The 15,780-nt window shown below is 45.9% G+C and carries 8 protein-coding genes; all 8 read right to left on the reverse strand.

Features of this window, described 5'->3' with window-relative positions; genetic code table 11:
- Positions 1-31: 31 nt before the first annotated feature.
- Positions 32-1,135 carry an acyltransferase family protein gene (locus BDE36_RS18330; protein ID WP_141816024.1) on the reverse strand — a complete coding sequence of 368 codons (1,104 nt, stop codon included), beginning with the start codon at positions 1,133-1,135 and terminating at the stop codon, positions 32-34.
- 9 nt (positions 1,136-1,144) lie between these two features.
- Complete coding sequence (locus tag BDE36_RS18335; protein WP_128770027.1) at positions 1,145-2,011, reverse strand: PKD domain-containing protein; 867 nt, start codon at positions 2,009-2,011, stop codon at positions 1,145-1,147.
- A gap of 31 nt (positions 2,012-2,042) precedes the next feature.
- Complete coding sequence (locus BDE36_RS18340) at positions 2,043-3,557, reverse strand: RagB/SusD family nutrient uptake outer membrane protein (RefSeq protein WP_141816025.1); 1,515 nt, start codon at positions 3,555-3,557, stop codon at positions 2,043-2,045.
- Between the two features lie 10 nt (positions 3,558-3,567).
- Positions 3,568-6,825 (reverse strand): SusC/RagA family TonB-linked outer membrane protein, encoded by a 3,258-nt coding sequence (locus tag BDE36_RS18345; protein WP_141816026.1) that lies wholly within the window; start codon positions 6,823-6,825, stop codon positions 3,568-3,570.
- Between the two features lie 262 nt (positions 6,826-7,087).
- The gene (locus BDE36_RS18350; protein ID WP_141816027.1) at positions 7,088-8,293 is read right to left on the reverse strand and encodes a FecR family protein; all 1,206 of its coding nucleotides are present in this window, start codon (positions 8,291-8,293) and stop codon (positions 7,088-7,090) included.
- A gap of 175 nt (positions 8,294-8,468) precedes the next feature.
- Positions 8,469-9,041 (reverse strand): RNA polymerase sigma-70 factor, encoded by a 573-nt coding sequence (locus tag BDE36_RS18355; RefSeq protein ID WP_235904290.1) that lies wholly within the window; start codon positions 9,039-9,041, stop codon positions 8,469-8,471.
- Positions 9,042-9,382: 341 nt separating this feature from the next.
- Positions 9,383-13,042 (reverse strand): phosphoribosylformylglycinamidine synthase, encoded by a 3,660-nt coding sequence (gene purL / locus BDE36_RS18365; RefSeq protein ID WP_141816028.1) that lies wholly within the window; start codon positions 13,040-13,042, stop codon positions 9,383-9,385.
- Positions 13,043-13,124: 82 nt separating this feature from the next.
- Positions 13,125-15,740, reverse strand: a complete 2,616-nt coding sequence (locus tag BDE36_RS18370; protein ID WP_161987699.1) for a glycoside hydrolase family 31 protein — start codon at positions 15,738-15,740, stop codon at positions 13,125-13,127.
- Between the last annotated feature and the right edge of the window lie 40 nt (positions 15,741-15,780).

A 15,780-nucleotide genomic window follows, 5' to 3' on the forward strand; every position in this document is an offset into this window, starting at 1 on the left:
AATATTTTTATTCGTGAAATAATCCTCGGAACTAAATCTTAAAAAAGATCTTTCTCTTATACAGCCAGAAACAGAGATACCACTCTGCAAAAAGAGTGACCAGCGACGAGATGATAGCGCTTATCTTTTCGGGTGTGCCGGCAAAGCCGAGAAATCCCTTGATAAATATGCCAACGAAGCCGTTGAACCACTGCATTCCCACGGTCTCAAAGAACAGGTAAATAAACAGTGCATTCATCCCAACCACCGTAAACAACCAGGCACACTTATTCCAGTCTTTGATATCATTAAGCCAATACAAAAAGGCCATCATAAGTAATACCCATCCGCCTGAAGCCAATACAAAAGAACTGGTACTTATCCGTTTGATGATAGGTGTAACAGATGAAAGATCGAGTGCGTAACCCGCTACTAAACATACGCTACCTGCAATAAACAGATAGCTTATTTTCTTCTCAGCAGAAATCCCCGAAGCCAGTAACTTCCCCGCAAGAACACCCCAGATGGTGTGAGCCGCCGTAGGAATAAAGTTAATGGCCACCCATCCGTCTCCGTTGATCTTGCCCATCAGCAGGGTGTCCATGTAAGCGCCAAAGTTGTGATGCTCAGTAAAAGGCTGATCAAATCCCGGCATCAGTATCATCCGGTATAACAGGTCGGTCAATACCAGCAGAACGGCCGAGAATACCATTTGCCAGGCAAACGGCTTCCTGATGATCATATAAGCGACCAATGTGGTCACAGACAACTGCGTCAGCACATTCCAGAGTTCCCAAACAAGTTTCCCCGCGTACACACAATGCAGTGCCGTACCAAAGATGAACAGACGGAGGCATCTTATAAGGATATGCTTCAGGTTTCCCTTCCAGGTAATTCCTCTGACCGATTTACCCGACCACGACATATAGAGCGCTGCCCCTGCCATAAACATGAAAGCCGGCTGTACAAGGTCCCAAAAACGCAGGCCATGCCAGGGATGATGAAAAAACTGATCCACAAGGACCCCGCCGATGCCAGCAGGCTCAAGCTGCTGCAAAGAGGTGTATACCATACAACTCTCTGCAGCTAGCAGGACCATAATCAGGCCTCTCATCACATCAAGTGAGAGAAGCCTCTTTCCCGAATAATGTGCCATCTGATCTTCTTATTCGTCCATATTCAAAAAATAACCGGCAGACCCTTCATCCGGTGCGCTGCCAATTGAAGCCGACCAGTCGCTCTTGACTGCGGCAATAGCAATCCGCAAACCTGTACCGGTCAGAAACTTTAGTTTGCTTCTTTGCAAACTGCATTCAAACTTCAGAAGACCATTCTCTTCAACCACTGTCCCAACCGCATAGGCTTCCGAAATTGATTGAGGGTCAAAATTAAAAGCCGTCTGCGGATCATAATGATAAAACACATCAAACGCGCCTTCAAGGATTTGTCCTTCCATCAGGATATCGTAGCCTCCCTCCGGATAGGTGCCCGTAAGATATCCGGTCCCGGCATTATTATCCGAATCAATATAGAAGTCGAAGACCGGAGTGTCGCTTCTATTTCCTGATACCTCTATGTATACATAAACCGCATTGCCATCGTAATCCAGCTTCACTTTTTTGATCCCGTTACCTGCTGCGGTTGGCGTAATGACATTAGCCGTAATGTTGTCCCAGTCTGAAAGGGTATTATCCTTCAGCTTCACAGGTGTTGATTTTGAAATCCTGATCACAGTAGAACCCTCAACAGTTTGGCCCGAAGCGGTGGTAGCATACAGCGTAGCCACATACTTGCCCTTTCCGGGATAGGTATGAACCGGACTTTCCTCCTCCGAGTTTGTACCATCGCCAAATTCCCATTTATAAGCACTTACCCCCTTTGTTTCATTTTTAAATGCCACCTGATTGCCCTCGACATCCAGCGTATAGATCACATCAACGACCGGTTCATTATCTTCATCCTTGCAGCCATTCAGTACCCAGGCCAGCAATACCAGGGGCAGGATGTATCGCATTAATTTAAAAGTCTTCATATTCTGAACATTAAATCATTAATAAAAGGATTTATGGATTCTGCTGAACCTCAGTATTCGTAAGCACCTCATCAATAGGAATGTAATAGACCACCCTGGGACTATTCCAGCTTACCGTAATATTGGAATAACCGGAAGGCGCCTTTGATAGATCCACATCGGTTTCCTTCAGGCCGGGCAGATGATATCCCCAGTATGCCCTTTGCAGATCTTTTTTATTCCTGTAAACATCATACATCCGGTGACCTTCAAAAGCGAGCTCAATGCGGCGCTCATTCAATACTACATCCAGAAGGGTCGAACCCGATGGAACCTGCCCATTATACAATGAACCCTGAAGTCCCCGGTTCTTGCGGATCATATCCACATCTTCCAAAGCTTTGGCGGCCTGCGCCAGCTTGGCCTCTGCTTCCGCACGGTTCAGGTACATTTCCGAAAGACGGAACATCACAGGCGAACTCAGATTAGGGCTTCCACCCTGTCCTGAAAACTTTTTGATGTAGTAAACCTCTATGCCGTTCTTTTTCTGAACCGCCCCGTTATCATCTTTCAAAGGCACAATATAGCTCCATCGCACATCTTCAGGATGCTGCTCCATTAGGCTCCTTAACGACTGGGAAGCAAACTCCTCTCCCCATCCCGAGTTCCCATCCGAATAGACCATAGAAGCAATAGAACCGAACTTACCATAGTCTTCTGCCGTTGTAAAAGCAATGCAAAAGATCGTTTCGGATGAAGTGGTGGCATTGGCAAACAAAGAAGGATACGTAGAGGCCGTTGTCAGTTGAAACCGGTTCGAATTAATTACATTAGTGGCGTATTCTATAGCCTTTGCATTATCCTCTTTATACAAATTCACCCTTGATAGCAAGGCCCAGGCCGCCTCTCTGGATGCATATTGCACGCCCCTGGGCTGGTTCATCAGTGAGGCCGCTTTTTCTGCGTCTGCTATAACGGACGCATATACTTCCGCTACCGACGACCTTGGTTTTTTTGCAGGATCGGAAAGCGATGTCCGCAATATGATTCCCGGAGCCTCAGGACTCTGGCTGTAGGGCCTGGCAAACAAACGTACAAGATTGAAGTGGCAGAATGCACGGAGGAAATAGCATTCTCCTAAGAGCTGCTGTATGGATGCACTGGGGTTTTCTATCTTCTCCGCAGCCTCAATCACTGTATTCACACCGCTGATGATCTTGTAGGATACATACCAATAGTACCGGGTATTAGCCTGCGTAGGGGTATGGTCCTGTGTAAAACTATTGAACAAAGGGTCTTCTGTTATTTGTCCGCACACGATATCGTCACTCGCAAAATCAGAAAGCTGAAAGAACTGCCGGAGATACATATTGTTATTATCCGTTGTTCCGTTAAACTGAATATGGTCCTTAAACAGCGCGTAAGATCCATTCAGTGCATTGGTTAGCCCATCTGAGGTACTAATAAGATTCTCTGTTGTAATGGCGTTACTTGGTTCTACATCTAAGTCGCAACTTGTCGCGGCCGTTAGCACAAAAGCTATCAGAATTAATAATTTCGTTTTCATATCGATCTGTTTAGAACCTGCAGTTTATATTAATTAGATATTGCCTGTTATTAGGATATTTAAAGTCCGACACACCCGGCGTTACATTCTCTCCGGGAGTTACAGTTGTCTGAGGATCCTGTCCCAGGAAATTACTGAATGTATACACGTTATCAGCAGTCAAAGAGATCGTCACTCCCTCAAATTTCAGCTTGCCGACCACCGACTTTGGCAGTTCATAAGAAAGCGCGACATTCCGGATCGTAAAATAACTGCCGTCTTTAAGATATCGCGTCGATGTTTCTGTAGAGTTCGCTGAATTTTGGGGGCTCGGCTCCGTGGCGACATGCCCCGGATGGGTCCATACAACAGCGTCGTCGGGCAAGCTTATCTGGTTATAATAAGGCTCATGCCCGTCATTCATTACAAAGCGAAGGTTATTACTAAATACCTTGTTGCCGTAGTTAAAATACGTATTTACCCGCAGTCCGAAATTCTTATACCTGAAACTGTTATTAAATCCTCCCTGGTATTTTGGCAGGGCCGATCCAACTTCCTGTAACGTAGCCTGCGAATACTCCGTAGTGGTCTCGCGCGCTACCACCATTCCGTCTTCATCTTTAATCAGCTTTTCCCATAATGGCGCACCCGTCTCCGCGTCTACTCCCCTCCACTTTGGCATATAGAACTCATACAGGTTCCCTTCATTCCGGTAGATCTGGGAAATGCTCCATGCACCGGTCCTGATAATTTCACCTGGCAGTTCTTTTAACTTATTGCTGTTAAAATTTACCGAAAGATCCGAGTTCCATTCGAAATTGCGCGACTTGATAACAGCAGCATTGATCCCCAGCTCAACACCGTCGTTGATCACCTGGCCCGAATTCTCCCAGCGCTGTTCAAAGCCGATGGAGAGAGGCTGCGATACCTGCAGCAGCAAGTCTTTGGTAACGTTATGATAGGCATCAAACGTTAAAGCAAGACGTTTAAACAAGCCTATATCAACACCTGCATTATACTGGTGCTTACTTTCCCAGGTAAGCAAGGGATTAGGCAACTGGTATGGCGTTGCTCCCGGCAGCAAATTATATTGAGTAGTCAGAGAAAACAATCCAAGGAATCGGGATGCTCCGATGTCTTGTGTACCGGTAACCCCGTAGCTCAAACGAAGTTTAAGGTTATCCACCACATCGTTGTCTTTCAGAAAATCTTCGTTGCTTACCAGCCAGGCTGCAGAAACAGCGGGAAAGCCGGCAGTCTGGTTTCCCTTTGGAAATGCGGAAGATCCGTCAAGCCGGTACGAGCCGGTAAACATATACTTATTCTTATAACTGTAGTTCAGTTGCGAGATGAACGACTGGATAATGGCTCTGTTATTTGACCCGTTTACCAGCTGATTACTTGAAATGACGTCCAGAACCTTAAGTCCTTCAGGTAAACCGCGCCCCGATGCGCCGGAAAGCTCTGTTTTACTATTCTCAAACGCAACGCCGGCCAAACCATTAATGCTATGGTCGCCCAGCTCGAAGTTAAACTTGAGCAGATTATTGGATATTAGTCCGTAATTGATCGTATTCAGCTCATCGAGGTAACCGGTGTTATGATAAGTTCCCGCAGCAAGAGGCGAAACATAATTCACTCCCTTGTTAAAGCCGGCCGCAAAACGATTAGAGCTGGAGAAGATCAGCCATTTGTTAATCGTATAGTTCGCTGCAAAGTCATAATTCAGATCAAAACCCTTTGTTGAGTGATCAGAATTATTCACTGTATGAACCGGGTTCACCTTATCCCTCGACCACCATTTGAAAGCGGAGTTTCCGTCAACATAAACTGAGTTTCCATTTGTGTCATAGGGGTTATCCCAGGGCATATTCAGAAAGGAATAATAAACATCCATATAATCATAGCTCTTGCCTATTGAACCGCTCAGGTTAACGTTGTTTGTCACATTCAGCTTCTTCGAAAAGTGGTAAGTTGAGTTCGCCCTCAGATTCAGGCGCTGGAAACCAGTGTTCATAAAAGTTCCTTCCTCTTTGTAATAGGAAGCCCCCGCATAATAATCGTTCTTCTCTGTTTTTCCTCTCGCAGAAAAATAGAAATTATACATTGGCGCAGGCTTGAACGACTCGTCCACCCAATTATAATTCTGACTGCGTAGTTCAAGCGGCCTTTCGCTGTAGAACTTTACTATGTCTAACTTGTAAGAGTTATCAGTGGCTCCAACGATATAGTCGCGGTAAAACTCCTTCTGGTGCTCATAAAGCTCACTGCCGCTCATCATATCCATTTTACCGAAATCAGCAGTACGGTATCCGGTAGTTATCTTAGCCTCAAAATGAGTCTTATCAGACTTAGCGCTCTTCGTGGTGATGATAATGACTCCTGCATTTGCCTGCGAGCCATACATCGCCGTTGCACCCGCATCTTTTAGTACTGTAATGTTTTCCACATCATTCGGGTCGTAGTTGCCCCCGATAATCCCGTCAACAACGGTAAGAGGCTTCTGAGTAGCATTAACAGACGAAACACCGCGTAGCCTGATCTCAGGCGCTGCCCCGGGTGCTCCCGAGCTGTTGATTACCTGCAGACCGGCAACCTTACCCTGAAGCATAGAACCCACGTTGTTGGATGTCACGTCATGCAGCTCTTCAGAGGAGACAGTGCTTACCGCACTGGTTAATTCACTTCTCCTCCGGTTACTGTATCCCACAACCACTACCTCACTCAGATCCTGCAGATCTTCCTTTAATGCGATCATCAACTCGATCCGTCCGTTTAATGGAACCTCCACAGTAAGAAAGCCCGTATAAGAAACGACGAGCACCGCATTGTCATTGACGTTTCTGAGAGTAAAGATCCCGTTAACATCTGCTGCGACCGCCTGGTTTACCCCCTTTACCTTGACAGTAGCGCCAGGCAGAGGCTCGCCCTTCTCATCCGTAATCCTGCCCCTGACCTGCGCAGGAGCGGTGCTGTTCACCGGCTTTTCTTTGACCACTGCAGGTTTAATAATGATGATCTTGTCGACAATTTCCCAGGTAAAGGGCTGTCCTGAAAAGGCTTTCTCAAGAGCCTGTTCTACCGAAACCTTCTTTACATCAATACTCACAGGGTTTGCTTTTTTCAGGTATTCAGAGTCGTAGAAAAAGGCATAGCCACTTTGCTTTCTTATCTCCTTTATTACTTTTTCCAGCGGCGCCTTCCTTACAGCAAGGCTAACCTGCTGCGAAAAAACCGCAGCCTGTATCTGGAAGCAGGTGAGCACCGTTAAAATAATTGAAAGCTTCATGGTCAACAGAATTTTCGACTGAGAAGAACGGCAGCGGCAACTAACTAAAATATGCCGGCAGCACATTCCCTTGCCGTGAATGTAAGAATTCATACATTTGTAATGTTTAAGGTGAAAAATCGCATTAATTACTTTCGCCAGTGTTAATTGCAGAGAGACCTTAATGCCCGGGGTGTTCCACCACCTCAGGACAGCCCCGTCTTTTACAGATGGGGTTTTTGGCTTCTGCTGTCGCCCTCCGGCGGGAGAGCTATGAGGTAAGTCATTGCAGCATAGAAACCCTCCTTCCTTCTATTTTAAATTTCAAACCACTTGTCTTCTCCATCATGTCAAGTACCTGAGAGAGTTTAACATTCCGCGGGATAATGCCGTTAAATCTCTTCTCGGGCATACCTTTCGTATCTACCTCTATATCATACCACCTCTCAAGCTCATTCATAATGCTTCTGAGGTCGCTGTCGCTGAACTGAAACATACCGTTTTTCCAGGCAATGGCTTCCTCTGTATCGACTTCATTTACAATAATCTCTCGCTGTACCGAAGACAATTCTGATTGCTGGCCGGGCTTAAGCAACTTTGAATCTTTAGGAGATTGTTTACTGCCTGCAGTAACACGTACTTTCCCTTCAAGAAGAGTAGTCTTTATAGAAGCTTCATCGTTATAAGCACTAATATTAAAGTGTGTGCCCAATACTTCAACTATTTGCCCGCCGCTTCTCACCACAAATGGCACTCTTTCACCTTTTTGCTTTCCCCTTTCTGCTTTCACCTTATATGCCACTTCGAAATAGGCCTCTCCTTTCAGCTCTACCAGTCGCTCGTCTTTATCAAAGGAAACCGGAAACTTCAGGGAGGATGAAGCGTTTAACCATACCTCCGTTCCGTCAGGCAGGGTAAGCCGATAGCTTCCTCCACGTGGAACAGTAATGACATTATAAGCCATGGATGCCGCACTATTTGAATCTCCCGCTTTTGCGGTCCGGTATACTATTTTTCCGTTTCCTGTTTTATTGATGGCCATATTTCCCTGAGTGGCCAGGCGGCCATTTTCCGATTCATCAAGCATAATCGATGATCCGTCAGCTAAGGTCAGCACAGCTTTATTTCCTCCGGGATTAACATCGTTCTTATACTGCACTTCAGTCTTTTCCGCAAGCATAGCGCCCTTCCGATCCTGCTTTATAATATACAGCAGGCCTGCAGAAACAATTAACAACGCAACGGCCGCGGCAACTTTAACATAAGCAAAAGTGAAAGATCTTACAGGCTTTTCTTCCTGAGCTTTAATGGCTTCATCGATTTTAGCGCGGATCTCCTCCCCAATACTTTCCCCCTCTGCCAGAGTTTCCCATACCTGTTCGTCTTCCTGAAAATGATTGTAGTAGGAATTAAACAGTACCACTTCCTCTTCAGTCGCTACACCCTTACTTATTTTATCTGCTATCTGCAGGAACGCTTTCTTGTCCATTGTATACCTTCTATATTAGAAGGCACATTAAAAGCGTTCAGCCCCTACGAAAAGTAAAAAAAAGTCAAAATTAATCATAAAAGCGGCTCAATTGCTGTCGAAAAAGCGACAAATCTATTAAACAACGTGCCAAAAGAGACGTCTAATCAAGGTTTCATGCCATTGAACAAGCTAATTACAGAAAAAACAATATGAAAGAGGATAAACGCACGAGGGAAGAACGCAGCTTTTTGAGCGCGGTGGTGATTTGATTCTCGACAGTCTTCACGGAGATCCCGAGGCGCACTGCTATTTCTTTATTACTAAGGTGCTCATTCCTGCTTAACATGAACACTTCACGGCACTTCTCAGGAAGTTCACTGGTAAAACGCGCTATAACAACAAGCAAATCCTTTACTTCTACACTCTCCTCTACAGAAACAGAAGGTTCGCCAAGCTTACGGACATCGTCAAAAAAGGATTCCCGGATCTTTCCATACCGGATATAATTGGCAACTTTGAATTTAACAGCAGCAAACAGGTAGCCCTTTAATGTGGTAACTCTCATGCTGTCGTGATGCGACCAGATCCAGATAAAAAGTTCCTGTATAATGTCCATGCAGGCATCCCTGTCTCTCACTACATTGTAGGCAGACCGGAACATAGGGTTCCAATAGCGTCTGTAAATCTCATCAAAGGCTTTCTTTTCCCCCTGATTAAGCAAACAGATGAGCTCTTCGTCCGAATAATTCGTGTATTCCGTCCCCAATGTTGCGATGTTTACTCAAACTTAGTAAACTTTAACAAAAAATTAACATGTTTTTTTCAAGGAAGTAACACCTGAACATAAATAATTCACATCCCGGTATACAAAAAGCACATTAATAACAGACGACGAGTTAAGCCCCTGAAAGCAATAACTTTCAGGGGAATGAAAATCGTAAAAAACGTAGCTTACTTAATAGATTTACAATGCCGGTAAAGCAGCGGCAAGCCAATGCAAAGCTTAACTCTTAACTCTCAACCTATAACACACAACCTGCAACTCACAACCTGCAACTCACAACCTGCAACTCACAACCTGCAACTCACAACTTACAACTCACAACATCAATGTCCTTCCAGCCATACTCTGGCGTTTACGAAAGCTTCAAACCACGGCGACACCTCATCCTTACGTCCTGCAGGGTAATTAGCCCACTGCCACTGAAGAAGCGAACGTTCTATGTGCGGCATTGTCACGAGGTGTCTTCCGGTCCTGTCGCAAAGGATTCCTGTATTATAGCCCGATCCGTTCGGATTAGCCGGATAACCTTCATATCCATACTTGGCAACAATCTGATATTTGTCTTCTGTATAAGGGAGCTCAAACTTGCCTTCTCCGTGTGAGATCCATACACCGAGAGTTGATCCGGCGAGGCTCGACAGCATCACCGATTTATTCTCCTGAATAGTCAGCGAGGTAAAGCCCGATTCGTGTTTGCCGCTATCATTATGCAGCATCTTTGGTTTATTATCATGATCATCGTTGATCAGTCCCAGCTCCACAAACAGCTGGCAGCCATTACAAATGCCAATGGAAAGAGTATCCTCACGTTTGAAGAAATTCTCCAGTGCGATCCTTGCTTTCTCATTATATAGGAAAGCTCCTGCCCATCCTTTAGCTGAACCGAGCACATCGGAATTGGAAAAGCCTCCAACTGCGCCTATAAAACGAATATCTTCCAAAGTTTCCCTTCCGGAGATCAAATCCGTCATGTGAACATCTTTCACATCAAAGCCGGCGAGATACATGGCATTGGCCAGCTCTCTTTCAGAGTTGCTGCCCTTCTCGCGAAGGATCGCCGCCTTAATCCTTGGCTTTGCAGGATCCAAAACCGGTTTCTTCCCGTTGAAATCCGGCGGGAACTTATATTTCAGAACCTGGAACTTATAGTTATCAAAACGCTCCTTTGCCTTTACCGGTCCGCTTTGCTTCTGATCAAGAAGATACGAGGTTTTGAACCACACATCGCGTAACTGGTCAATGTCAAAATTCCATTCACCTGTACCGTTCTTCACTTTCAGCAAGGACTCGGAACTAACCTCCCCGATCTTATAGTAGGTAATCCCCTTTGATTCGAGAATGGATTCTACTGCCTGATCAGCCTGGAATACCAATGCAATATTTTCTGAAAAAAGAGTCTCAATGATGTCCTGATCTCCAAGAGGCGACAAGTCGATACTGGCTCCCAGACCACGATCAGCAAAGCAAAGCTCCAGCAAGGTAGTGATCAATCCACCGCTTCCGATGTCATGCCCTGCCTGAATATGGCCGGCTTTGATTAAACCTTGTACGGTGTCGAACACATTTTTAAATTCAGCTGCGTTCCTGATATCGGGAGTTTCCGAGCCAATTTTATTCAGGATTTGAGCGAAAGAAGATCCGCCAAGCTTAAAGCGATCGCCAGAAAGACTAATATAATAAATAGAACCGCCATCTTTGCGAAGGACAGGCTCAACGGTAGCTGTTATATCGTCGCAATGACCAGCAGCAGAAATAATTACAGTTCCTGGTGCGATCACCTCCTTGTCTTTGTACTTCTGCTTCATCGACAGGGAGTCTTTACCAGTAGGAATGTTGATACCCAGTTCGATTGCAAAGTCGGAACAAGCCTTCACCGCTTTATACAAGCGGGCGTCCTCGCCCTCATTTTTGCATGCCCACATCCAGTTAGCTGAGAGCGATACACTCGTCAGGCCGTCTTTCAAAGGAGCCCAGACTATATTCGAAAGAGCTTCAGCGATAGCATTCCGGCTACCTGCCGCCGGATCAATAAGAGCAGAAAGGGGAGCATGACCTATAGAGGTCGCAATCCCATCCTTTCCCTGGAAATCCAGCGCCATTACCCCGCAGTTGTTTAAAGGCAGCTGAAGGGGACCAGCACATTGTTGTGTAGCAACCCGGCCGCCAACGCAACGGTCGACTTTATTCACAAGCCAGTCTTTACAAGCTACCGCTTCCAGTTGCAGTACCTGCTCAAGGTAAGTTTCAAGCTTACTCACATCGTATACAACCGGCTCATATTTTGTTTCGACGGTTTTATCCTGCATCACCGTTTTCGGGGAACTTCCAAACATATCCTCCATCTTCAGGTCCATCGGCTTAGCTCCGCTCACCTGAGATTCAAAACTGAAACGATGGTCGCCTGTTACCGTACCCACAGTATACATTGGAGCACGCTCCCTGTCAGCGATCTTCTGCAGGGTGTCCAGGTTCTCCTCTCCGATCACCAGGCCCATACGTTCCTGCGATTCGTTACCGATAATTTCCTTGGCAGAAAGCGTTGGATCTCCTACCGGCAACTTATCAAGATCTATTTTACCGCCGGTTTCTTCTACCAGCTCCGAAAGGCAATTCAGATGGCCACCTGCACCGTGGTCATGTATGGATACGATCGCGTTGTTGTCGCTTTCAACCATGCCCCGAACGGCGTTGGCAACCCGTTTTTGCATCTCCGGATTCGAGCGCTGCACCGCATTGAGCTCAATTCCCGATTCGAAGGCGCCGGTATCAGCCGAAGATACAGCCGCCCCGCCCATACCGATACGGTAATTATCACCACCGAGGACTACGATCTTGTCGTTTTGCTTCGGTGTATATTTTTTTGCCTGGTCGGCTTTCCCATACCCTATCCCTCCTGCCTGCATGATCACCTTATCGTACCCGAGGATCCTCGAGTTTTCCTCATGTTCAAACGTTAGGACGGAACCTGCGATCAGCGGCTGGCCAAACTTATTTCCGAAATCGGACGCACCGTTCGATGCTTTAATCAGGATATCAACCGGTGTTTGGTACAACCATTCCCTTTCCTGTACTGCGTTTTCCCAGGGCCTGTCTTTTGTAAGACGTGAAAGAGCAGTCATATATACTGCCGTTCCCGCGAGAGGAACAGCGCCTTGTCCGCCTGCCAGACGGTCCCTGATCTCCCCTCCGGAGCCGGTTGCCGCACCGTTAAAGGGTTCTACTGTTGTAGGGAAATTATGTGTTTCGGCTTTCACCGAAATAACCGATTCAAAATCCTTTATTTCATAATATGCAGGAACATCAGGCCTTTGGGGAGCAAACTGCTGCACCACCGGTCCTTTCAGGAAGGCTACATTATCTTTATAAGCAGAAACGATCCCGTTGGGATGAGCTTCAGACGTTTTACGGATAAGTTTAAATAACGATACCGGCTGTTCCTGTCCGTCTATAACAAATGTTCCGTTGAAGATTTTATGACGGCAGTGTTCTGAATTTACCTGAGAGAAGCCGAATACTTCGGAGTCGGTGAGCTTACGCCCCAGTTTGTTAGCAAGACCATTCAGATATTCAATTTCCTCTTCGCTCAGCGAAAGCCCTTCCTGCTGATTGTAAGCAGCGATATCGTCAATTTCAAGAATTGGCTCAGGCTTGATATGGATGGTAAAAATATCCTGGTCCAGTTCCTTATACTTCTGCGAAAGCATCGGGTCGAAATCCTTAAAATCAGCTGTTACTCTTGTATACTCCTCTATCCTCAATATTCCATGGATATCCATATTTTGAGTGATCTCAACAGCGTTCGTACTCCAGGGAGTAACCATTGCTGCACGGGGTCCTACAAAATAGTCCTGGATTTTTGAGTCCTGTACTAACTGAGCGCTACCAAAAAGCCAGCTTAATTTAGAAATATCTGAAGAATCAAGGGTTTCTGGTTTTTGTACTGCGTAGACTGTATTCGCCTTATTGGAAAAAAAGTATATCATGGTCTTACCTAAGCCACAAAGTTATAAGATTCTTGCCTATGTGGGAAATCAGCCCGCCAGATTTTCGGGGTAAACGTCTATTTTAACCGCCGAGACCCAAATAACCCAGATACCATGACTCAGTTTCCTTCTTTAAGCCAAGAGGTTTAATAATTTCGGGCATTTTATTATAATTTTCATTAAACGTTCTGATAAGCTCCTCAAACTTTTCGGGTGAATACTCTAGCTGACGGTTTGTTTCCTCCGTTTTTCCGAGCATGTTCGGTAAAACCAGGCTACGCCCTTCTTTAAACTTAAGTTCAGTTGTTGCTTTAGTTAAACGCTTGAATCTTTCCTTAATGCCGTTGTTAATGTCAGTATGTGTGCCGCCAGGATAGCGTACCAGCACCTCCGCCTGTTCTGTACATGACGACTGCGGCAAAACTATACTGACGCTTAACTCCCTTCCGTTGTAATTCCAGCCTTCGCTATTAAGATCATCCGCTTTATAACTCAGCGGCTTTCCGTTTACCATCACATCTGCAGGCATCCTCGATCCGTAAAGAGTTAACTCATACACCCTGCTATCTTTCATCTCCTTGTACTTCCCTTCTCTTGGCGAGATGCTTACCTTCAAAGATCCGTCCTGCTGCAGTCCGGTTTTAAAAGCAGTATAAGCGTACTCCTTAGAATAATTCTTATCATTGCCGTTATCTTCGTACATCCTCGACGCGCTGCTGCCTCCCGGAAAAATGCCCAGTTTGATCCTGTCAGGATTATCACTCAGGTTTTTCACATCGTTGCCAAACATCGGTAAAATAGCGCCTGCCTTCACATATACAGGATACTCATCAATAGAGAATTCTCTCTCAAGTGTCTGGCCTCCCTTTAAAAGGGTACCCGTATGCCATTCATACCAATCGTTTCCTGCCGGCAGCCACACTTTTACTTTAGCAAAACCGTTCACCAAAGGCGTAGCCAGAGGGGCAACAAGAATATCATCCCCAAACTGATACTGCCGGCTGAAATCGTAAGCTTCCTGTTTTTCAGGATTATCGTAATACATAGGCCTGCAAAGTGAAATACCTGTATCATAAGTCTTTCTTGCCATGGTATAGATATACGGAACAAGAGAATAACGCAGCCTGATGGCATCGTACTGCGCATTGAAATAGTCACCCCTGAAATTCCAGATCTCCTTATTTAAAACGGAGCTCTTTGTAGAATGGGTTCTGAATACAGGACTTAGAGCACCATACTGCATCCAACGGGTGTACAATTCTGGCTCAAGTGTTCCCCCGTCCCGGTCTTTGAACATATGCCCCCCGATATCATGGCTCCAGTAGCCATACAGCACGTTTGACGCCGCATTCGTAAAGTAGGGCTGAAACTCGAGCGATTTCCAGGATATTATTGCATCGCCTGAAAAACCGATCTGATACCGGTGGTTTCCAAGTCCGCCCCAGCGGTGATAAAGCATCGGCCGGGTATCCCTGTTCCGTTCCATATCACTAAAGAACAAATAGTTAAGCCACCAGGTATTCTGCAGTCCCTTAATCTGCTTATCTTCCAGCCATTGCTGCCAGTCGAGCCACCAGAAATCCACGCCCTGCTTTTCCATCGGCCTGAGCACAACATCAAACAGGTTTTGTACAAACTTCTTATTCGAACCTTCATATGGAATATTCCTGCGGCTCGTCGTATCAAAATTCATTTTCCTTGCAAACTCTCCGTACTGCTTTTCAAAAGGAGCTATCCCCGAAGCCGGGTGAAGGTTCAAGGTTGTCTTTAGATTTTTGGAGTCGGTCCATTTCAAAAACCGCTCAGGATTAGAGAAAAGTCCGCTGTCCCAGGTCCAGCCGGTCCACCACTTACGCTGGCCAAATTCGTCCGGTTTCGCGTTAATGCTATCGGTAGAGTGCCAGTCCATATCAATTACCAAAACATCGAGAGGCACATTAAACTTTTCAAAGTTACTCACCAGGTCCCGAAGTTCATTATCAGAGTAGCTCCAGTATCTCGACCACCAGTAGCCAAAAGCATAACGCGGAGGCAGCGGAACTTTTCCCGCTATCTTCGTATAATCAGCAAGGGCCGCCTTGTAGTTGTGCCCGTAACCCATAAAGTACCAGTCCTGGACATTGCCTGCGTGCCGCTGAGTTACCCAGGGCCAGTCGCTTTTATCAAACAGAAATGATTGTGAGTCGTCCAGCAGATGCCACCCATCTCTTGAAAGCAGTCCATCCTCCAGCTTCATTTTCTTACCCTTTTTGTCCGTGTCGCCATCAAACCCGTCGAGAGTACGGTATGTTCCTTTTAAGTTGGCCTTCTCAACCTGCCCGGGCCGCCAGGTAAAACCATCTTTCTTTTGTTTCAGATACTTTACAGAAAGATTCTCAGCAGTAAACTTACCCGTGTTTACACGATATTTCAGCTCAAGCTCTTCCGTTCGTATCGTTAGCCAGTCGCCTTTTCTTACACTACTGAATTTCGGAACCGGAAGATTGCGGTTCACAACAACAAAAGAGGCATTATTGGTAAAAGAGGCGGTGCTGTCCCACTCCATCCGGATCACACGGGGAGTCAACACGGTAAATCGTACATCTTTGCCCGCTTTAACGATAGCGCTGTCTTTGGCCAGCGGATTGTTTTGAGCAAATGAAGGAATAGAAAAAGTAAGGGTAATAAGAGTGATTATACCCGTGGAAATTTTAGACATTACTTTAAGGAATATAAACATTGGTCAAAACCATTGCGGG

The organism is Arcticibacter tournemirensis, from assembly GCF_006716645.1.
In the GTDB taxonomy this organism is placed as follows: domain Bacteria; phylum Bacteroidota; class Bacteroidia; order Sphingobacteriales; family Sphingobacteriaceae; genus Arcticibacter; species Arcticibacter tournemirensis.

Excerpts from the sequence above, each read along its gene's own strand:
- BDE36_RS18350 (WP_141816027.1), bottom strand. The coding sequence starts at position 8,293 with ATGGACAAGAAAGCGTTCCTGCAGATAGCAGATAAAATAAGTAAGGGT.
- BDE36_RS18340 (WP_141816025.1), bottom strand. The coding sequence starts at position 3,557 with ATGAAAACGAAATTATTAATTCTGATAGCTTTTGTGCTAACGGCCGCG.
- purL (WP_141816028.1), bottom strand. The coding sequence starts at position 13,042 with ATGATATACTTTTTTTCCAATAAGGCGAATACAGTCTACGCAGTACAA.
- BDE36_RS18345 (WP_141816026.1), bottom strand. The coding sequence starts at position 6,825 with ATGAAGCTTTCAATTATTTTAACGGTGCTCACCTGCTTCCAGATACAG.
- BDE36_RS18335 (WP_128770027.1), bottom strand. The coding sequence starts at position 2,011 with ATGAAGACTTTTAAATTAATGCGATACATCCTGCCCCTGGTATTGCTG.
- BDE36_RS18330 (WP_141816024.1), bottom strand. The coding sequence starts at position 1,135 with ATGGCACATTATTCGGGAAAGAGGCTTCTCTCACTTGATGTGATGAGA.
- BDE36_RS18370 (WP_161987699.1), bottom strand. The coding sequence starts at position 15,740 with ATGTCTAAAATTTCCACGGGTATAATCACTCTTATTACCCTTACTTTT.